Genomic DNA, 18,948 nt, shown 5'->3' with positions numbered 1-18,948 from the left:
CGGGAATTTCACGGTTGCCCCCTTCGCAACCTTGAAGCCCCCCGTCGAACAGGCAAGACAGCGTGGAACGCGCGTATCAGGACGTCTGCTCCATGACCGGTGCTGCATGACCGGTGCTTCATGACCGGCCTCGTCGACGATGCCGAACCCGGCGTCCCGCGGGACAGCGCCGGTGAGCCCGGCGAGGCGATCGACCCCGCTGCGCTGCCTGAGACGGCGCAGGCCATCCGGCTCGCCTGCACGACCACGGACCATGTCAGCCTCGCCTATCACGAGAACGCGATTCCCCTGATCCGGGAGATCGTGATCGCCAACGCCTCGGCGCACGACCTGTGCGACCTCAGCGTGCGGATCGAGGCACAGCCGGCGGTCCTGCAGCCGCTGACCCTGCGCATCGACCGGGTGCCGGCCGGCTCCGACCACCACATCGCGACGCCGGACGTGCGCCTCGACGCGGGCGCGCTCGCGGGCTTCACGGAGGCGAGCCGCCTCGACCTGACGCTGACCCTGGCGGATGCGGACGGGGTGCGGGCCCGGACCATGGCGGCGATGCGCCTGCTGCCGCCGGCGCATTGGGGCGGCGGCCGGAGCGTGCCCGAACTCCTCGCCGCCTTCGTCCGGCCGAACGACCCGGCCGTGGACATCGTCCTGCGCGACGCGGCGGGCAAGCTCGCCGAAGCCGGCCGCGAGACGGCCCTGAATGGCTACCGCACGGGCCGCAAAGCCCGGACCTGGGAACTCGCCGAGGCGATCTGGGCCGCCCTGGCCGACCGGCGCATCGCCTACGTGCTGCCCCCCGCGAGTTTCGAGCAGGCCGGGCAGAAGGTGCGGGGTCCGGGCGACGTACTGGAGCGCCGGGTCGGCACCTGCCTGGACCTGTCGCTGCTCTACGCCGCTTGCCTGGAACAGGCCGGCCTCAACCCAGTGCTCGTGCTCACCGCCGGCCACGCCTTCGTCGGAGTCTGGCTGCGGGACGAGGATTTCGCGAGCGCCGCCCTCGACGACATGCAGCGCCTGCGCAAGCGCCGTGACCTGCAGGACTTGATCCTCGTCGAGACGACGCTGCTGACCCACAACCCGCCGGCGGCCTTCCGGGCGGCGGTCGAGCAGGGCGGCGCACAGGTGGAGGAGGCGGCCCCGGCCCCCCTCGAGGTCGCCCTCGACATCCGGCGCTGCCGGGCGCGCGGCATCCGCCCGATGGACCTCGGCGACGGCAGGCCCCCGGCCGTCGCCCCCGCGCCGCCCGCGCCCCTGAACCAGGCCCTGTCCGCGCCGCCGCCCTTCGACGAGGAGGTGCGTGCGCCGGCCGAGGAGGCCCCGGAAACCCCGGTCGGGCGCCTGGAGCGCTGGAAGCGCAAGCTTCTCGACCTGACGCTGCGCAACAAGCTCCTGAACTTCAAGCCCGGCAAGAGCTCGGTCGTCCTCGAATGCCCGACGCCGGGGGGCCTGGAGGACGGCCTGGCCGCCGGGCACGCGTACCGGCTCAGGCCCGTCTCCGACGTGCTCGACGGATCGGACGGGCGCGAGCCCGGCCTCCACGCGCGCCGCCACCAGGAGGATGGCCGGCGCAGCGACCTCGCGGCCGCCCTCGTCCGCAAGGAGATCCACACGACCTCCACCGAGGCGGAACTCGAGCGCCGCCTCCTCGACCTCTACCGCCTCGCCCGCAACGGCTTCGAGGAGGGCGGGGCCAACATCCTCTACCTCGCCATCGGCTTCCTGGCCTGGACCCGCAAGGAGGGGGAGGGCGCCTACCGCGCGCCGCTGCTGCTGGTCCCGGTCTCGCTCAAGCGCTCCAGCGTGCGGGCCGGCTTCCGGCTGGCGGCGCACGACGACGAGGTGCGGATCAATCCGACCCTCATGGAGATGCTGCGCGAGGATTTCCGGCTGCGGATGCCGGAGCTCGAAGGCGAGCTGCCGCGGGACGCCTCCGGCATCGACGTCGACGCCATCTTCCGGATCGTGCGCGGGCACATCCTGGAGCTGCGCGGCTGGGAGGTGGTGCCGGAGGTGGTGCTCTCGGCCTTCTCCTTCACCAAGTACCTGATGTGGAAGGATCTCGTCGACCGGGCCGACCTCCTGAAGCGCAACCCGGTGGTGCATCATCTCATCGAGACGCCGAAGCATTCCTACGGCGACGGCACGCCCTTCCCGGAACCGGCGCGTCTCGACCGGGAGCACCCGCCCGGAACCGTCTTCACGCCGCTCTCGGCGGATTCCTCCCAGCTCTCCGCCGTGCTGGCGGCCGCCGGCGGCAAGGATTTCGTGCTGTTCGGGCCGCCCGGCACCGGCAAGAGCCAGACCATCGGCAACATGATCGCCCAGTGCCTCGCGCAGGGGCGAACGGTGCTGTTCGTGTCCCAGAAGACCGCCGCCCTCGAGGTGGTGCAGCGCCGCCTGCAGGAGATCGGGCTCGGCGATTACTGCCTCGAGGTGCATTCGACCAAGGCCCAGAAATCGGCCGTGCTCGGCCAGCTGCGCCGGGCCTGGCACGAGCGCGCCGCCCCCGAGCAGGGCGCCTGGGACGCGGCCACCGGCGAACTCGCGGACCTGCGCGGCGAACTGAACGGCCTCGTGACCGCGCTGCACCGCCGGCGGGAGAGCGGGCTCTCGGCCTACGAGGCCTTCGGTCGGGTGATTGCGGCGGAGGGCGACGATGCGGGCCTCGTCCTCGCCTGGGACGACCACCGCGCGCACGACGCGGCGCGGCTGGCGACCCTGCGGGCGGGGTGCCGGGACCTGCGCCCGGTCCTGGCCGCCGTGGGCGCACTGGCCGACCACCCCCTGCAGGGGATCGGGGCCACGCAGTGGTCGCCGGTCTGGCGCGACGGCATGGCCGCGGCGATCCGGGCCGTGGCGGCGGCGCTGGCGACCCTGCGCGCGAGCGGAGGGGCCTTCGCCGAGGCCATCGGCCTGCCGACCCTCCTGTCGACCTATGCGGGCACGCGGGGCCTCACGGTGCTGGGGGCCTACCTCATCCGGCCCGACGCGCGCTACGGGGCGGCCTTCCTCGCCGACGGGTCCGGCGACCTGCGCCGGGCGGTCGAGGCCCGCGCGCGCTTCCAGGCCCGGCGGGACGCGCTGTTCGGACGCCTCTCCGGCCGCTATCGCCCCGGCATCCTCGACGAGGACCTGACCGGGCTCCTGGCCGAGTGGGTCGCGGCCCAAGGGGCGAACTTCCTGGTCCGTGGCGGCAAGCTGAAGCGGGTGGCGCTGAAGGTCCAGCCCTATGCCGAGGGCCCGGTGCCGGCCGATCTCGGCCCGGACCTGACCGGGCTGATCGAGGCCGCCCGGCACGTGCGGGCCGGTTACCCTGAGGCACCGTCGCTGGCCCGGCTCGGGGCGCCGTGGAACGACCCGGCGCTGCCGGCCGACGCGTTCGAGGCCGCGATCGCCTGGGCCGGGACGGTCGAGCAGCTCCTGGACATCCTCGGCCCCCTGTCGCTCGGCCGCGAGCCCCTGCGCGACCGGATCGTGGAGCTCGTGGCGCGCCAGGGCCGGGCCCTGGCCGAAGGCGGGCCTATCGCGCAGGCCTATGCGGCCTTCGCGCAGGATCGCGCTTCGGCGATCGAGGCGACCCGGGCCCTGTCGCGGCTGGCCGGATGCACCGATGCGGAGGCGCCCCTGGCGGCGGAGGCGGACTGGATCGAGGGCAGCCTCGCGGTGGCGCGCCGCTGGGCCTCCGGGCTGGGACGCGCGCAGGGCTGGTGCGCCTGGCAGGCCGCGGCGGCCAACGCGCGCGGGGCCGGCCTCGACCCGCTGGTCGAGGCCCTGGAGGCGGGCCGCCTCGTGCCCGACCGGGTCGAGGCGGCGTTCGAGGCGGCTTACGCCCGCTGGTGGATCGACCGGGTGGTCAGCGACGACCCGACCCTGAGCCGCTTCCTGCCCGAGCGCCACGAGGACGCGATCGCGCGCTTCCGCGCCGCCGACGCGCGGGTCACCGAACTCGCGAGGCAGGCCGTGCGCGCGCGCCTCGGGGGCGGCATCCCGGGCCCCACCGCCTTCGGGGCCGACCCGGAATGGGGCACGCTCTCGCACGAACTGACGAAGAAGACGCAGCACATGCCGCTGCGCAAGCTCTTCGGGCGGATGCCGCATGCGCTCACCCGGCTCACGCCCTGCGTGATGATGAGCCCGCTCTCGATCGCGCAGTACCTGCCCCCCGACAAGGCCCCGTTCGACATCGTCATCTTCGACGAGGCGTCCCAGATCGCACCCTGGGACGCCGTCGGCGCGATCGCGCGCGCCAAGCAGGTCGTCATCGTCGGCGATCCCGAGCAGCTTCCGCCGACCAATGTCGGGGACCGGGGCGTCGACGAGATCGAGGACGGCAGCGACGTCACCGACCAGGAATCGATCCTCGACGCGTGCCTCGCGGCCAACCTCCCCCGGCGCCACCTCGCCTGGCACTACCGCAGCCGCCACGAGAGCCTGATCGCCTTCTCGAACGCGCACTATTACGGCGGCCGCCTCGTCACCTTCCCGTCGCCGGTGACGGAGGACCGGGCGGTGCGCCTGACCCATGTGCCGGACGGGCTCTACGAACGGGGGGCGGCCCGCGTGAACCGGCCCGAAGCCCGCGCCGTGGTCGCCGAGATCGTGCGCCGCCTGCGCGACCCGGACTTCGCCCGCGAGCGCCGCTCGCTCGGCATCGTCACCTTCAACGGCGAGCAGCAGCGGCTCATCGAGAACCTGCTTGACGAGCAGCGGCGCGCCGATCCGGAGCTGGAGCCGTACTTCGACCGGGACCGCTGGCACGAGCCGGTCTTCGTGAAGAATCTCGAGAACGTGCAGGGCGACGAGCGGGACGCCATCCTGTTCTCGGTGGCGGTGGGGCCGGACCAGACCGGGCGTCCGGTGAGCACCGTCTCCTCCCTCAACAAGGACGGCGGCCACCGCCGCCTCAACGTCGCCATCACCCGCGCGCGGCGCGAACTCGTGGTGTACGCCTCGCTGCGGCCCGAGCAGATCGACCTCGGCCGCACCCGGGCGCGGGGCGTACGCGACTTCAAGCACTTCCTCGAATTCGCCGAGCGCGGCGCGCGGGCCCTGGCCGAGGCCTTCGCGCCCACCGGCGGCGGCGTGGAATCGCCCTTCGAGGCCGCCGTGATGGCCGCCCTCCAGGCCCGGGGCTGGAACGTGCACACGCAGATCGGCGTGTCGGGCTTCCGGATCGACCTCGGCATCGTCCATCCCGACGCGCCGGGCCGCTACCTCGCGGGCGTCGAGTGCGACGGCGCGACCTATCACAGCGCGGCCACGGCCCGCGACCGCGACCGCCTGCGCGAGCACGTGCTGACCGACCTCGGCTGGCGCATCCGGCGGGTCTGGAGCACGGACTGGTGGATGGATGCGGCGGGCGCCCTGGCGAAGCTCGACCGGCGCCTGCGGGACGACCTGGAGGCGGACCGCGCCCGGGCGGCCGAGGCGGTGGAGCCCGCACCGGCGGAGCCTGCACCGGCAGAGCCGGCCATCGCGGAGCCGGTCATCGCCGCACTCATGCCCGGGCCGGAGCCCGTCGCCGAGCCTGGACCCGTCGCGGAGCCCGAGGCCCGGCGGCTCTACGCCGACCCGCATCCCCCCGCCGCCCCGACGCCGGCGGACACGTCCTACCGCCTCGCCGACCCGGCCGACCTGAACCTCGCGATCGCGCCGGAGCGGTTCTACGACGCCGCCTACCGACCCGTGCTCGCGGCCCTGGTGCGGCACGTGCTGACGGTGGAGGGGCCGATCTACGAGGACGTGCTCCTGCGGCGCGTCGCCCGCGTCCACGGCCTGCAGCGCGTGGGCCACCTCGTGCGCGAGGCCGTCCTGGATCAGGTTCCCGCCGCGCTGGCACGCAGCGACGACGAAGGCCGCTGCGTCCTGTGGCCCCCCGGCGAGGCGCCCCGCGCGAGCCGTCCCTACCGGGCGGCCCCGGCCGGCCTGCGCAGCCACGCCGACACGCCGATGCCCGAACTCGTCGGGCTGGCCGAAACCCTGCGTCCCGACGCATCCGAGGCCGAGCGCGTGCGGCTCATGGCGCAGGCCATCGGGCTGTCGCGGGTCGAGGCCTCGGCCCGCGCCCGCTTCGCGCGGGCGAGCGCGGAGGCGCGCCGCGCCGACGAGGCGCCGGTCGCCTGACCGGATCCGGGCGGTTGTCCCGGGCCCGGCGATGGCCGACACTCGGGGCCCGGAGAGCTTGCATGGCACACACCCACGATCACGAAGACCACGATCACGCGAATCCTGGCCAAGAGAATCATGGTCATGAAGATCACGACCATGACCACCCGCACCACGCGAGCGCGCTCGCGCCGATGGAGCTGCGCGTGCGCGCCCTCGAATCCCTCCTGGTGGAGAAGGGCTACGTCGACCCGGCCGCCCTCGATGCGCTGATCGAGACCTACGAGACCAAGGTCGGCCCGCATAACGGCGCCCGCGTCGTGGCGCGGGCCTGGGTCGATCCCGCCTTCCGGGCGCGGCTCCTCGCCGACGCCACCCCGGCGATCCGCGAACTCGGGATCGGCGGGCGCGGCGGCGAGCACATGGTCGTGGTGGCCAACACGCCCGAGGAGCACAACCTCGTCGTCTGCACCCTGTGCTCCTGCTATCCCTGGCCGGTGCTCGGCCTGCCACCGGTCTGGTACAAGTCGCCGCCCTACCGCGCGCGCGCCGTGATCGAGCCGCGCGCGGTGCTGGCCGAGTTCGGCGTGACGCTGGCGCCCGACCAGCGCATCCGGGTCTGGGATTCCACCGCCGAGCTTCGCTACATGGTGCTGCCGATGCGCCCCGCCGGGACGGACGACCTCGACGAAGCGGGCCTCGCCGCCCTCGTCACACGCGACGCGATGATCGGCACCGGCCTGCCGCGCGCGCCGGGATCGGACGCATGAACGGCGGCCAGGATCTCGGCGGCATGCACGGCTTCGGTCCCGTCGCCCCGGAGGCGGACGAGCCGCGCTTCCACGCCCCCTGGGAGAGACGCGTCTTCGGCCTCGCGATGGCGATGGGCCTCACCGGCACCTGGAACCTCGATGCGAGCCGGTCCGCCCGCGAAGCGCTGCCGCCGGGCGAGTATCTCACCTCCAGCTACTATGCGATCTGGCTGAAGGCCCTGGAAAGCCAGCTCCGGGCCCACGGCCTCGCCACGGCGGAGGAGCTGTCCACCGGCACGGTCTCGGTCCCGGCCGTCCCGGTGAAACGCGTGCTCCAGGCCGAGGAGGTGGCCCCCCTCTTCGCGCGCGGCTTTCCGAGCGACCGGCCGGTTCCGGGCCCGGCCCGCTTCGCGGCGGGCGCGCGCGTCCGGGCCCGGATGCTCAATCCCGCCGGCCACACCCGCCTGCCGCGCTACGTGCGCGGGCATGTCGGCACGGTGGAGGCGGTGCATGGCGGCTTCGTCTTCCCGGACACGAATGCGCGTCTGGCCGGCGAGGCGCCGCAATGGCTCTACACCGTGCGGTTCCGCGGCCGCGACCTCTGGGGCGAGGCGGCGGAGGCGGACCACGCCGTCTCGGTGAACGCCTTCGAGAGCTACCTGGAACCGGCGGATCCGGAGCCCATGGCATGAGCGCCGATCCGACCCCCCTGGGCGGACCGGCCGCTCCGGCCTTCGCCGAGCCTGTCTTCGCCGAACCTTGGGAGGCCCAGGCCTTCGCCCTCGTGGTGGCGCTCCACGATCGAGGCCTGTTCGGGTGGAGCGAGTGGGCCGAGGCGCTCGGGGCCCACACGCGGGCGACCGGGCGGGCGGCGGATTACGCCGCCTGGATCGCGACCCTCGAAGGCCTGCTTGCGACGCGCGGGATCGCAGCGCCCGAACGCCTCGCCGAGCGCCGCGCCGCCTTTGCGCGGGCCGCCGCCGCAACCCCGCACGGCGAACCGATCCACCTCGCGAACGATCCCCTGGCCGGGGATGCCGGGACGACGTAACAGGGCCCCGGCCTTCAGGCCCGAGACGAGACCCCGACATGGTGGAAACCGCGATCCGTCCCTCCGCGCCCGATCAGGGACGCGCGGTCCCGCAGCCCGTCTCGCTGGCCGGGGCCCTGCCGGTCTGGGCCCGCATCGCCGCCCTCTCCTTCGGCGGCCCGGCCGGGCAGATCGCCGTGATGCACCGCATCCTCGTGGAGGAGCGGCGCTGGATCTCCGAGCGGCGCTTCCTGCACGCCCTCAACTTCTGCACCCTGCTGCCCGGGCCGGAGGCGCAGCAGCTCGCCACCTATGTGGGCTGGCTCCTGCACGGCACCCGGGGCGGCCTGCTGGCGGGGGGGCTGTTCGTGCTGCCGGGGCTCGTGGCCATCATGGCCCTGAGCTGGGTCTACGCGCTCTACGGGCAGGTCGGGCTCGTCGCCGGCCTGTTCTTCGGGCTGAAGGCGGCGGTGCTGGCGATCGTCGCCCAGGCGGTCCTGCGGATCGGCCGCAAGGCCCTGGGGAGCAACGCGATGCGGGCGCTGGCCGCGGCCTCGTTCGTGGCCATCTTCTTCCTCGACGTACCGTTCCCCCTCATCGTCGTGGGCGCCGGCCTGATCGGTTATCTCGGCGGTCGGGCGGGTCTGTCCGCCTTCGCCCACGGCGGGCACGGCGCGGCCACGGTCGAGGCGGGTGGCCCCTATCTCCTCGGCGACGACGCGGTCCCGCGGGAGCGGGCCGGGCACGGGCACGTCCCCCGGGTGCTCGCGCTGTGGGGCGGCCTCTGGCTGGGGCCGGTGCTCCTCCTCGTCGCCCTGCTCGGGCCCGAGGCTGTCTACGCGCAGGTCGCCCTGTTCTTCTCGAAGATGGCGATGGTGACCTTCGGCGGCGCCTACGCGGTCCTGGCCTACGTGGCGCAGGCGGCGGTGGAGCGCTTCGGCTGGCTCCGACCCGGCGAGATGCTGGACGGGCTCGGCATGGCCGAGACGACGCCCGGCCCGCTCATCATGGTCACGCAGTTCGTGGGCTTCATGGCGGCGTTCCGCAACCCCGGCACGCTGGCCCCGCTGCTCGCCGGAACCCTCGGCGGATTGCTGACCACCTGGGTGACCTTCACCCCCTGCTTCCTCTGGATCTTCCTCGGCGCACCCTACGTGGAGCGCCTGCGCGGCAACCGGGCGCTCGCGGGGGCGCTCGCGGCCATCACGGCGGCGGTGGTCGGGGTGATCCTCAACCTCGCGGTCTGGTTCACCCTCCACACGGTGTTCACCGAGACGCGCACCGTCTCGGCCGGACCGCTCCGGTTCGAATGGCCGGTCCCCGCGAGCCTCGATCCCGCCGCCCTGGCGCTCGCACTCGCCGCGCTGGTGGCCGTGTTCCGCTTCCGCCTCGGCGTGCTGCCGACGCTGGCGGCCTGCGCGGCAGTCGGCATGGCGCTTCAGGGATCGGGCCTCGCCTGACGCCCCTTGGCCGGTACGTCCGGCCGCGCATCGGCCGTGAAGCCGTCGCGGTTCGGCATCCGGACCTCCGCCAGGGAGCTCGCGTCGAGGACGGCCTCCTCGGAGCCCACCGCCAAGCCCCTCGGCCGCATCGGTGGCGCGCGATCCCGCCGGTGGCCCCGCCGGCGAGGCGCAGGAAGTCGCGTCGGTGCGCGGCCCCGCCGGGAAAGCGAAGGAATCCGCGTCGGAACGCGCGTGGATGACAGGAACGTCCTCCAAGACCTTCCAAATCGAGATTACCGTCTTATTGACGCCCACAGCCCTGAAGATCAAATTTGCACCACGTCCGAAGAACGCGATTGCGTGTCTCGAAGCATCAATACCACCGCAGGCAGGGTCATGACGAAGCAACGCACCGGAGTTTCGCGGCGGTGGATGGGCGCCCTGCTCGGTGGGCTCGCGCTCTCCGCATCCTTCGGGGGCGCCGCCCGGGCGGCCGAGGGACAGCTGCGGATCGCCAAGCAGTTCGGCGTCGTCTACCTGCTCCTCAACGTGGTCGAGGACCAGAAGCTGATCGAGAAGCACGGCAAGGCCGCCGGCCTCGACATCAATGTCGAGTACGTCCAGCTTTCCGGTGGCTCGGCGGTCAACGACGCGCTCCTCTCGGGCAACATCGAGATCGCGGGCGCTGGCGTCGGGCCGCTCTTCACGCTCTGGGACCGCACGCGGGGGCGCCAGAACGTCAAGGGCGTGGCCTCGCTCGGCAACTTTCCCTACTACCTCGTCACCAACAATCCGGACGTGAAGACGATCGCGGATTTCAGCGACAAGGACCGCATCGCGGTGCCCGCCGTCGGCGTCTCCGTGCAGTCGCGCATCCTGCAACTGGCCTCGGCCAAGCTCTGGGGCGACAAGGACTTCGCCAAGCTCGACCGGATCAGCGTCGCCGTGCCCCATCCGGAGGCGGCGGCCGCGATCATCAAGGGCGGCACCGAGATCTCCGGCCACTTCGGCAACCCGCCGTTCCAGAACCAGGAACTGGCCGAGAACCCCAAGGCCCGGATCGTCCTGAACTCCTACGACGTGCAGGGCGGCCCGGCCTCCTCGACGGTGCTCTACGCAACGGAAGCCTTCTACAAGGCCAGCCCGAAGACCTATCACGCCTTCCTGAACGCGCTCGACGACGCGGCGAAGTTCATCACCGAGAACCCGCAGAAGGCGGCCGAGATCTACCTCCGGACCAACAACAGCAAGCTCGACCCCGCCCTGCTGACGAAGATCATCACCGACCCCGCCGTGACCTTCAAGGTCACGCCCGAGAACACCCTCGGGCTCGGCCAGTTCATGCACCGGGTCGGCGCCATCAAGGCCGAGCCCCGGGCCATCGGCGACTACTTCTTCGCCGATCCGCGCATCTCCACCGGCAGCTGAGCGGCGCCCATGATCTCCGCCGCGACCCTGTCCGACCTGTCCATCCTCGAATTGACGCCCCCGCCCGCGCGGGGCGCGGCGCGGCGTGAGGCGGTTCCGGCCCGGCCCGCCGTCGCGACGGCGGGGGCGCCCCTGCTGCGCATCCAGGGCGTGACGCTCGAGTACCGCACGCCGGAGCGCGTGGTGCGCGCCACGCACCGCGTCGACCTCGACATCCACGAGGCGGACCGCTTCGTGCTGCTCGGCCCGTCCGGTTGCGGAAAGTCCACCCTGCTCAAGGCGGCCGCCGGCTTCATCGCCCCGGTGGAGGGCACGATCACCCTGGCGGGCGTGCCGGTGCGCGAGCCGGGCCCCGACCGCATCGTGGTGTTCCAGGAATTCGACCAGTTGCCGCCCTGGAAGACGGTGGCGCAGAACGTCGCATTCCCGTTGCGCGCGGCCCGGGCGCTCGGCCGGCGCGAGGCCGCGGAGCGGGCGCGGCACTACATCGACAAGGTCGGCCTCACCCCCTTCGCCGACAGCTACCCGCACCAGCTCTCGGGGGGCATGAAGCAGCGCGTCGCCATCGCGCGGGCGCTCGCCATGCAGCCCCGGGTGCTGATGATGGACGAGCCCTTCGCGGCCCTCGACGCCCTGACGCGCCGCCGCATGCAGGAGGAGCTGCTCGCCCTCTGGGACGAGGCCCGCTTCACCCTGCTCTTCGTCACCCATTCCATCGAGGAGGCCCTCGTCGTCGGCAACCGGGTGGCGCTGCTCTCCCCCCATCCGGGCCGCGTGCGGGCGGAGTTCAACAGCCACGACTTCGACCTCTCCAGCATCGGCGGCGACGCCTTCCAGGCGGCGGTGCAGCGCCTGCACACGCGCCTGTTCGAGACCGACCCCGAAATCGCCTCCAAGACCCGCGTGGCCCCCATCCGATGACAGCGAGCCTCGTACCTCCGATCCGCCCGGAATACGACCGGGCGCTCGCCCCCTTCGTGGAGGCGCCGGTGGAGCGGGCGCTGCCGCTCTCCGCACGGCTCTGGCAGCAGGACGGGCTGCGCAAGGGCCTCATCATCGCCGCCCTGGCCCTGGTCTGGGAGGGTCTGGCCCGCTGGCAGGACAACGACCTGCTCCTGCCCGGCTTCCTCGCCACGATGTCGGCCCTCGTCGACGGGCTCGCCAACGGCGAGTTGCTGGAGCGGGTGCGGATCTCGCTCGCCGTGCTGATCCAGGGCTACCTCGTCGGCATCGTGCTGGCCTTCGGGCTGACGACGCTCGCGGTCTCGACGCAGTTCGGCCGCGACCTGCTCTCGACCCTGACGGCGATGTTCAACCCGCTGCCCGCCATCGCGCTGCTGCCGCTGGCCCTGCTCTGGTTCGGCCTCGGCTCCGGCAGCCTGATCTTCGTGCTGATCCACTCGGTGCTGTGGCCGATGGCGCTCAACACCTATTCGGGCTTCCAGGGCGTGCCCGAGACCCTGCGCATGGCGGGGCGCAATTACGGCCTGCGCGGGCCGGCCTACGTGCTGCAGATCCTGATCCCGGCGGCCCTGCCGGCCATCCTGTCGGGCCTCAAGATCGGCTGGGCCTTCGCCTGGCGCACCCTGATCGCGGCGGAGCTGGTCTTCGGCGCCGCCTCCGGACGCGGAGGGCTCGGCTGGTACATCTTCCAGAACCGCAACGAACTCTATACCGATCGCGTCTTCGCCGGCCTCGTCCTCGTCATCCTGATCGGACTGGTGATCGAGAACGTGGTCTTTTCCGCCTTCGAGCGGCTCACCGTGCGGCGCTGGGGCATGGCGCGGTAAGCCGTCCCTCCCGGACACCGGACGCCCATGAACACCTTCGTCTCCGGGTTTGCCGGCGGCGCGCTGATCGGCCTGTCCGTCGCGCTCCTGATGCTCCTCAACGGGCGGATCGCCGGGATCAGCGGCCTCGTGGCGGGGTTGGGCCGGGATCGCGGCGCGCGCTGGTGGGCCGACCTCGCCTTCGTGGCGGGGCTGGTCGCCGGGCCGCCGCTCTACGCCTGGGCCACGGGCGCCTGGCCCGCGATGCGGATCGTGGCCTCGCTGCCGGTCCTGGCGCTCGCCGGCCTCCTCGTGGGGTTCGGCACGCGTCTCGGCTCGGGCTGCACCAGCGGCCACGGGGTGGCGGGCCTCGCAAGGCTGTCGCCGCGCTCGCTCGCGGCGGTGCTGGTGTTCCTCGGCACCGGCATGCTCACCGTCGCCGCCCTGCGGGGGCTCGCATGAGCGCCGCCCTCCGCCTTCTCGCCGCGCTCGCGGCGGGCCTGATCTTCGGCCTCGGCCTGTCCCTGTCGGGCATGCTCGACCCGGCCCGGGTGCGGGGCTTCCTCGACGTGACGGGCGACTGGGACCCGACCCTCGCCTTCGTGCTCGGGGGCGCCGTGAGCGTGGCGGCGGCGGGCTACGCCCTGGCCCGGCGCCTGCCGCGCCCGGCCTTCGAAGACGCCTTCGAGGCTCCGGCGAACCGGCGGATCGACCGGCCCCTGGTGGCGGGCGCCGCCCTGTTCGGCATCGGCTGGGGGCTCTCCGGCTTCTGCCCCGGCCCGGCGGTCGCGGCCCTCTCCACCGGGGCGGCGCCGGTGGCGGTCTTCGTCGCTTCCATGCTCCTCGGCATGGCGGCCCATCACAGGCTCGCGGGTGTCAGGCCCGTGGGGCGGGCGGCGCCGTGATCAGGCGCGCGCCCCTTCGGTAGGTCAGGTAGCGCCAGAGCCATTGCAGGCAGACGCGGGCCCGCTGGGCGAAATCGACGAGCAGCACCACGTGCACGGCCGCCCAGAGCAGCCAGGCCGGAAAGCCCCTCAGCCGGCGCCCGCGCCCGAAATCGAAGATCGCCGCGTGGCGCCCCACGATGGCGGCGTTGCCCCGGTTGCGGAAGACGAACGGGGGCAAGGGGCTCGTCCCGGCCGCCGGCCCGGTCAGGGCCACCCGCAGGGCCCGGCCGAGATGCGTGCCCTGCTGCTGGGCCACCTGGGCCAGGCCCGGCAGGGGCTCGCCGGCCGCGTCGCGGCAGAGGGCGGTGTCGCCGAGCGCGTAGATTCCGGGCCGGCCGATCACTGAGAGGTCCGGCGCCACCGGGATGCGCCCGCTGCGGTCGGGCGCCAGACCGAGCCATTCGGCGGCGGGGGAGGCGCGCACGCCCGCCCCCCAGATCACCGTGGCGGCGGGCAGGACGGCGCCGCCGAGGGTCACGCCCGTCGCGTCGATGGCCTCGACCGCCTCACCCGTCCGCACGCGGACGCCGAGGCGCTCCAGGGAGCCGCGCGCATAGGCGGCCAGCGCTTCGGGGAAGGCCGTCAGCAGGCGCGGCCCCGCCTCCACCAGGACGACCTGCGCCGTGGTCGGGTCGATGTGGCGGAAATCGCGGGCGAGGGCGTGGTGGGCGAGTTCGGCGATCGAGCCCGCCATCTCGACGCCGGTGGGCCCGCCGCCCACCACCACGATCGTCATCAGCCGCGCCCGCTCGGCCGGGTCGGTGGCCCGCTCCGCCCGCTCGAAGGCCTGGAGCACCCGGGTGCGGATGGCGCGCGCCTCCTCGATGCTCTTCAGGGAGGGGGCGTGCGGGGCCCAGTCGTCGTGGCCGAAATAGGTGCTGGTCGAGCCCGTGGCGATGACGAGCCGCTCGTAGGGGATCGTGCTTCCGTCCGCCAGGCGCACCGCGCGGGCATCCGTATCGACCCCCGCGACCTGACCCATGACCACGCCCACATTGGGCGCCTCGGACAGGATGTGGCGGATCGGCTCGGCGATGTCGGCGGGCGACAGCGCCGCCGTGGCCACCTGATAGAGCAGGGGCACGAACAGGTGGTAGTTGTTCTGGTCGATCAGCGTGACGGGCAGGTCCGCGCCGGCGAGAGCCTTGGCGACCGCGAGCCCGCCGAAGCCGGCGCCCACGATGACGATGCGGGGGCGGGGCGCCCCGTTCGGCGAGAGAGGATCTGTCATGGAAGCCAGAACCCCGCGCGAAGCCGGATGTATCCCGCCCGGGAGGACACCCGAGGATCAGGCCCCGCTGAGGTCACGTGCGCTCCCGTCCCGATGGATCGATCACGGCGCCCCCGTTCGAACGCGCCCTGTTCGAACCGGCTTGGCCCGCGTCGTTTGGGATACGGGCGCGGGGAATCCATCCCGCGCCGAAGCCATGCCTTGACGGGGGCCGGCGGATCGCCCTAGCGCCTGGGGTCATGCGCATCACGCGGTCCGATCTGGCGGCCTGCCGCGCGGTCATCGCCGTGGCCGCGCTCTATGCGCTCGCCCTGCAGAGCGTGCTCGGCGGCATGGTCGGGGTCCGGGCGATGGGCCCGGCCCACATCCTCTGCCTGCAGGATGCGGAGGCCTCCGGAAGCCGCCCGGATTCGGCGCCGGTCCATGTCCACCGCGCCTGCTGCACGGCCGCACAGGTCGTCGCGCCCCTCGACGCGCCCGCCCTCGACGCCGCCGCCATCGTCTGGCCCGTGCCCCGCGCCGTCACGGTCTCCTGGCGCCCCGAGATCGTCGCCACGCCCCGCGCGCCCCCGGGGATCAGCCCCGCCGCGCGCGCCCCTCCCGTCGTCTGATCGATCGCCCGTCCCCGATCCCTCAGACCACGGATTCCGATCATGTCTCCCGTCCTCCGGGTCGAGCCGCGCCTCGCCCCGCTCCTGCTGCTGCTCGCCGTCTCGCCCGCCGCCGCGCAAGGTCCCACGGAGGGGGTGACCCTCGCGGAACTCTCCGTGACCGGGGAGGGCGGCGGAACGCCCGCCCGCACCGGCGGAGGGGTGCCGTTCGGGGCCGCCGCGCCGCCCGGCTCGGCGCCGAGCGTCATCGAGAACCCGGTGGGCCAGGTGGTCGGCACGGTCGGACGCGCCGGCACCATCACCGACCGCCCGGCCACGAACATCGGCGCGGTCCTCCTCGACAGTCCCGGCGTCACCGTGCGCCAGGGCAACGGCGCCCGCGACGTGGTCATCTCGATCCGGGGCAACAACGCCCGCTCCACCGGCGTGACCAAGAACACCGTAGTGCTGGAGGACGGCTTCATCCTGACCCAGCCCGACGGCGCCTCGCGCTTCGACCTCGTGGATCCCCGCGCCTACGGCCGCATCGACGTGTTCCGGGGGCCGCAATCGGCCCTGTTCGGCAACTACGCCACCGGCGGCGCGCTCGCCTTCCGCACCCGCACCGGCCGCGAGATCGACGGCGTCGAGGTCGGCACCGACGCGGGCAGCTTCGGGTATCTCAGCAACTCTTTCACGGTCGGCGGCGCCAGCGGCCCGTTCGAGATCAGCCTGTTCGCCAGCGACGCCCGTGCGCGCGGCTACCAGGACCATGCCGCCTACGACACGCAGACGGTGAACCTGCTGGCGAGCTACACCCCGAGCCCGGACACCCGCCTGACCCTGAAGGTCATCAACAACGTGGTGCATGCGGACCTGCCCGCCCGCGCCTCGCTGAACCAGTACCGGATCAACCCCTACCAGCGCGGTTGCGCCCTGGCGGCGACGGCCGCGTCCGGCTGCACCCTGACGAACCTGCTCGTCAACGGCGCCTTCGGGGCCACCGTGCCGGTCACCGCCGCGCAGGGCGCCTTCGGGCGCGACGACCGCCGCACCATCGTGGCGGCGCGGCTCGAGCACGACATCGACGCGCAGACCACCTGGCGCGTGCAGCTCGGCTTCGACGAGCGCAACTTCGACCAGCCCTTCTACACGTCGGCCTTTCGCGGCTCGTACCCGTCCTGGAACCTCATCACCGACCTCACCCGGCGCCACGCGCTGTTCGGACTTCCCGCCACCGGCTACGTGGCGCTCGCCTACAACACCATCGACAACCACATCACCACCTTCAACCGGGTGCTGGGGGACGGGCCGGCGCTCGGCGCCCTGATCGGCGAGCAGACGGCCGTGCAGTCCAACCTCGGCGGCCGGGCCCGCGAGGAGGTCGCGCTCTCGGACAGGTGGACGGGGGTGCTCGGGATCAGCGCCGAGACCACCGCGATCACGGGCCGCAACCGCGCCTACAGCGACGCGGCGACCGGGCGCACGACCACGGTGGCGGATGCCGACCGCAGCTTCCGCAACGTCGCGCCGGAGGCCGCCCTGGTCTACCGGCCGAGCGACGCATGGGCGTTCCGGGGGCGGGTGGCGACGGGCTACACGACGCCGGCGGCGAGCAACCTGTTCGTGACCTCCGCCGGCCTGCCGGGCAACAACACCGGGCTCCAGACCCAGGAGAACCTCGGTTTCGACCTTGGCTTCGACTGGACGCCGACCGAGACCTTGCGCCTCAGCGTCACCGGCTTCCAGGAGTTCTTCCGCAACGAGCTCGTCTCGCAATCGCCGGGGGCCGGCCTGCAGAGCTACACCTTCAACGCGCCGGCTTCCCAGCATCGCGGCATCGAGGTCGGGGCGGACTGGGCCTTCGCGCCGGGCTGGCGCGGGGTGCTCGCCTACACCTTCGACGACCAGACCTACACCCGCTACGTCGAGCAACTCAGTGCCGGGCGGTTCTCGCAGCGCTTCGACCGCGCGGGCCGGGCGATCCCCGGCGTGCCGGCCCACGAACTCCTGGCCCGGATCGGCTACGACCAGGCGACCGGGCCGCTCGCCGGCCTCGGCGGCTACCTCGAGGCGGTCGTGCAGGACGGCTTCTTCCTCGACAACGCCAACCAGCTGCGAGCGCCGGGCTACGCGATCCTCAACGCCAACCTGCACTACGCCACCGAACTGACCGGCGGCTACGCCCGGCGCCTCACCCTCTACGCGGAGGTGCGCAACCTCCTCGACACCACCTATGTCAGTTCGGCCCAGAACCTCGCCAACGGGCTCAACGCCGCCACGGGGCTCCAGAACGGGGCCGGGGTGCTCGCCGCGACCACCGGATCGATCTTCGCCGGCGCCCCGCGCAATGTCGTCGGCGGGATGAAGCTCGCCTTCTGAAGGGCACCGGAGCGGCGGCGGCGAACTTCGCCGGCCCCCGGCCGTTGCGTGAGCACCCCTCACCGCAACGGACGGATCGATGACGCGTCACCTCCTCGCCCTCGCCGCAGCCCTCAGCCTGGTCTCGGCGGCGCCCGCGCAGGCCCAGACCCTGGCGCCGACGGGGGGCGCCGGCAACACCGGCGTGACGCCCCCGGCCTCGGCCCCCGGCGGTTCGCCCCGCACCCCGGATGCGGGTCTCCGCCCCGCCCCGAACGTTCCAGGCAACCCGAGCCCGGCCTCCGTGCCCGGCACCACGCCCGGCGTGAACATCGGCGGCACCCCGACCAGCGGACCGCCCGGAACCGGGGGCGCCGCCGGCGGCCCCTCCATCGGGAACCAGTAGCCCGGCCGCCGGGCCCGTCCGGGGCGCTCCCGGACGGGCCGCGTGCGTCCGAGCACAGCCAAGCCGGGGCGGACCTCCGATGACGTGTACGGCAGACCCGCGCACGCCCCGGACGAGGTGGTTCCGATGACGGCAGCAAGTTCTTCCCGAGCAAGTTCTTCCCGCCGGTTCCCGAATTCCACCGGCTGGCTCAAGAATCCCTTCCGCGGGTTGCTGAGCCTCCTGGCGCTGTTCACCCCCGTCGCCGGAACGACCTGCCCGGCCGGCGAGGCGCCCGAGCGATCCACGATGCAGCGTTCCGCCGACGCCCACGTGGTGTTCCGCCACTACCTGTAGGCCGGGCGGTACCGCGTCGCCGGTTCCGGCGGACGCCGCCGTGGTCTATCAGGCCGCGATGCCGCTTCCCCTCTCCGCCTCGGTCGTCGCGCCCGACGACATCGCCCACGTCATCCAGGTCTCGCTGGCGCCGGCCTTCCTGCTGACCGCGCTCGCGACCCTGCTCAACGTCTTCTCGACCCGCCTCGGACGGGTCGCCGACAAGGTGGATGCGGCGGCCGCCGGCCTGCGCGGTGCCGACCCGCGCGAGGCCGGGCGCCTGTCGCGGCAGCTCACCTTCCTGCGCCGCCGCTCGTTCATGCTGGATGCGGCGGTGGTGCTCGCCTCCACCGGTGCCGTCCTGACCGGCGTCGCGGTGCTGACCCTGTTCGTCGGCGCCCTGCGCGACGCCGCCACGGCCTCGATCCTGTTCGCCTGCTTCGGCATCGCCCTGATCTGCACGGTGGCGGCGATCGGCGCCTTTCTCGGTGAGATCCTGATGGCCGGCCGCGGCATCCGCGACGAGGTCGACCGGCAGCAGGCCCAGGCCGGGGAGGCGGGCACCGACTGAC

General features: G+C 73.3%; 17 protein-coding genes. 15 read left to right on the top strand and 2 right to left on the bottom strand.

Going from position 1 to position 18,948, the window contains the following annotated elements; translation table 11 throughout:
- The first annotated feature begins 120 nt into the window (after positions 1-120).
- From OF380_RS23525 to chrA, 5 genes are all read left to right on the top strand, one after another.
- Positions 121-6,123: a DUF3320 domain-containing protein gene (locus OF380_RS23525; protein WP_264048063.1), complete on the top strand. Its 6,003-nt coding sequence runs from the start codon at positions 121-123 to the stop codon at positions 6,121-6,123.
- A 62-nt stretch (positions 6,124-6,185) separates the two neighbouring features.
- On the top strand, positions 6,186-6,875 hold the full coding sequence (nthA, locus tag OF380_RS23520; protein WP_404810501.1) for a nitrile hydratase subunit alpha: 690 nt from the start codon (positions 6,186-6,188) through the stop codon (positions 6,873-6,875).
- Positions 6,872-7,549, top strand: a complete 678-nt coding sequence (gene nthB / locus OF380_RS23515) for a nitrile hydratase subunit beta (protein WP_264048061.1) — start codon at positions 6,872-6,874, stop codon at positions 7,547-7,549. Before nthA ends, nthB begins: the two co-directional genes overlap by 4 nt.
- Positions 7,546-7,908, top strand: coding sequence for a nitrile hydratase accessory protein (locus tag OF380_RS23510; RefSeq protein WP_264048060.1), 363 nt, complete (start codon positions 7,546-7,548; stop codon positions 7,906-7,908). Before nthB ends, OF380_RS23510 begins: the two co-directional genes overlap by 4 nt.
- Positions 7,909-7,946: 38 nt before the next feature.
- Positions 7,947-9,347: a chromate efflux transporter gene (chrA, locus tag OF380_RS23505; protein ID WP_264048059.1), complete on the top strand. Its 1,401-nt coding sequence runs from the start codon at positions 7,947-7,949 to the stop codon at positions 9,345-9,347.
- On the opposite strand, the gene OF380_RS23500 is transcribed toward chrA, so the two are convergent.
- Complete coding sequence (locus OF380_RS23500) at positions 9,326-9,478, bottom strand: hypothetical protein (protein ID WP_404810500.1); 153 nt, start codon at positions 9,476-9,478, stop codon at positions 9,326-9,328. The two genes, chrA and OF380_RS23500, sit on opposite strands and share 22 nt — an antisense overlap.
- 247 nt (positions 9,479-9,725) lie before the next feature.
- Here OF380_RS23500 and OF380_RS23495 point away from each other — a divergent pair, with 247 nt between their 5' ends.
- The 5 genes from OF380_RS23495 to OF380_RS23475 are packed head-to-tail and all read left to right on the top strand — an operon-like array spanning position 9,726 to position 13,431.
- Positions 9,726-10,757 (top strand): ABC transporter substrate-binding protein, encoded by a 1,032-nt coding sequence (locus OF380_RS23495; RefSeq protein WP_264048058.1) that lies wholly within the window; start codon positions 9,726-9,728, stop codon positions 10,755-10,757.
- A 9-nt stretch (positions 10,758-10,766) separates the two neighbouring features.
- Positions 10,767-11,678 carry an ABC transporter ATP-binding protein gene (locus OF380_RS23490; RefSeq protein ID WP_264048057.1) on the top strand — a complete coding sequence of 304 codons (912 nt, stop codon included), beginning with the start codon at positions 10,767-10,769 and terminating at the stop codon, positions 11,676-11,678.
- Entirely contained in the window at positions 11,675-12,547 is an 873-nt protein-coding gene (locus tag OF380_RS23485) for an ABC transporter permease (protein WP_264048056.1), read from the top strand. Before OF380_RS23490 ends, OF380_RS23485 begins: the two co-directional genes overlap by 4 nt.
- Before the next feature lie 27 nt (positions 12,548-12,574).
- On the top strand, positions 12,575-12,988 hold the full coding sequence (locus tag OF380_RS23480) for a YeeE/YedE family protein (RefSeq protein WP_264048055.1): 414 nt from the start codon (positions 12,575-12,577) through the stop codon (positions 12,986-12,988).
- Positions 12,985-13,431, top strand: a complete 447-nt coding sequence (locus OF380_RS23475) for a YeeE/YedE family protein (RefSeq protein WP_264048054.1) — start codon at positions 12,985-12,987, stop codon at positions 13,429-13,431. The genes OF380_RS23480 and OF380_RS23475 overlap by 4 nt, the downstream gene beginning before the upstream one ends.
- Here the strand turns inward: OF380_RS23475 and OF380_RS23470 are convergent.
- The gene (locus OF380_RS23470; RefSeq protein WP_264048053.1) at positions 13,403-14,704 is read right to left on the bottom strand and encodes an NAD(P)/FAD-dependent oxidoreductase; all 1,302 of its coding nucleotides are present in this window, start codon (positions 14,702-14,704) and stop codon (positions 13,403-13,405) included. The genes OF380_RS23475 and OF380_RS23470 overlap by 29 nt on opposite strands.
- 239 nt (positions 14,705-14,943) lie before the next feature.
- Here OF380_RS23470 and OF380_RS23465 point away from each other — a divergent pair, with 239 nt between their 5' ends.
- The 5 genes from OF380_RS23465 (at position 14,944) to OF380_RS23445 (ending at position 18,947) form a co-directional block, all read left to right on the top strand.
- Positions 14,944-15,315: a hypothetical protein gene (locus tag OF380_RS23465; protein ID WP_264048052.1), complete on the top strand. Its 372-nt coding sequence runs from the start codon at positions 14,944-14,946 to the stop codon at positions 15,313-15,315.
- A 42-nt stretch (positions 15,316-15,357) separates the two neighbouring features.
- Positions 15,358-17,676, top strand: a complete 2,319-nt coding sequence (locus OF380_RS23460) for a TonB-dependent receptor family protein (RefSeq protein ID WP_264048051.1) — start codon at positions 15,358-15,360, stop codon at positions 17,674-17,676.
- A 79-nt stretch (positions 17,677-17,755) separates the two neighbouring features.
- Complete coding sequence (locus OF380_RS23455) at positions 17,756-18,061, top strand: hypothetical protein (RefSeq protein WP_264048050.1); 306 nt, start codon at positions 17,756-17,758, stop codon at positions 18,059-18,061.
- 42 nt (positions 18,062-18,103) lie between these two features.
- Positions 18,104-18,397, top strand: coding sequence for a hypothetical protein (locus tag OF380_RS23450; RefSeq protein ID WP_264048049.1), 294 nt, complete (start codon positions 18,104-18,106; stop codon positions 18,395-18,397).
- Positions 18,398-18,455: 58 nt separating this feature from the next.
- Positions 18,456-18,947: a DUF2721 domain-containing protein gene (locus OF380_RS23445; RefSeq protein WP_264051461.1), complete on the top strand. Its 492-nt coding sequence runs from the start codon at positions 18,456-18,458 to the stop codon at positions 18,945-18,947.
- Position 18,948: the final 1 nt, after the last annotated feature.

The sequence above is a fragment of the Methylobacterium sp. FF17 genome (assembly GCF_025813715.1).
In the GTDB taxonomy this organism is placed as follows: domain Bacteria; phylum Pseudomonadota; class Alphaproteobacteria; order Rhizobiales; family Beijerinckiaceae; genus Methylobacterium; species Methylobacterium flocculans.
This window is presented reverse-complemented; position numbering and strand designations above follow the sequence as displayed.

Coding starts and splice junctions, on each gene's coding strand:
- OF380_RS23525 (WP_264048063.1), top strand. CDS start 121: ATGACCGGCCTCGTCGACGATGCCGAACCCGGCGTCCCGCGGGACAGC.
- nthA (WP_404810501.1), top strand. CDS start 6,186: ATGGCACACACCCACGATCACGAAGACCACGATCACGCGAATCCTGGC.
- nthB (WP_264048061.1), top strand. CDS start 6,872: ATGAACGGCGGCCAGGATCTCGGCGGCATGCACGGCTTCGGTCCCGTC.
- OF380_RS23510 (WP_264048060.1), top strand. CDS start 7,546: ATGAGCGCCGATCCGACCCCCCTGGGCGGACCGGCCGCTCCGGCCTTC.
- chrA (WP_264048059.1), top strand. CDS start 7,947: ATGGTGGAAACCGCGATCCGTCCCTCCGCGCCCGATCAGGGACGCGCG.
- OF380_RS23500 (WP_404810500.1), bottom strand. CDS start 9,478: ATGCGGCCGAGGGGCTTGGCGGTGGGCTCCGAGGAGGCCGTCCTCGAC.
- OF380_RS23495 (WP_264048058.1), top strand. CDS start 9,726: ATGACGAAGCAACGCACCGGAGTTTCGCGGCGGTGGATGGGCGCCCTG.
- OF380_RS23490 (WP_264048057.1), top strand. CDS start 10,767: ATGATCTCCGCCGCGACCCTGTCCGACCTGTCCATCCTCGAATTGACG.
- OF380_RS23485 (WP_264048056.1), top strand. CDS start 11,675: ATGACAGCGAGCCTCGTACCTCCGATCCGCCCGGAATACGACCGGGCG.
- OF380_RS23480 (WP_264048055.1), top strand. CDS start 12,575: ATGAACACCTTCGTCTCCGGGTTTGCCGGCGGCGCGCTGATCGGCCTG.
- OF380_RS23475 (WP_264048054.1), top strand. CDS start 12,985: ATGAGCGCCGCCCTCCGCCTTCTCGCCGCGCTCGCGGCGGGCCTGATC.
- OF380_RS23470 (WP_264048053.1), bottom strand. CDS start 14,704: ATGACAGATCCTCTCTCGCCGAACGGGGCGCCCCGCCCCCGCATCGTC.
- OF380_RS23465 (WP_264048052.1), top strand. CDS start 14,944: ATGCGCATCACGCGGTCCGATCTGGCGGCCTGCCGCGCGGTCATCGCC.
- OF380_RS23460 (WP_264048051.1), top strand. CDS start 15,358: ATGTCTCCCGTCCTCCGGGTCGAGCCGCGCCTCGCCCCGCTCCTGCTG.
- OF380_RS23455 (WP_264048050.1), top strand. CDS start 17,756: ATGACGCGTCACCTCCTCGCCCTCGCCGCAGCCCTCAGCCTGGTCTCG.
- OF380_RS23445 (WP_264051461.1), top strand. CDS start 18,456: ATGCCGCTTCCCCTCTCCGCCTCGGTCGTCGCGCCCGACGACATCGCC.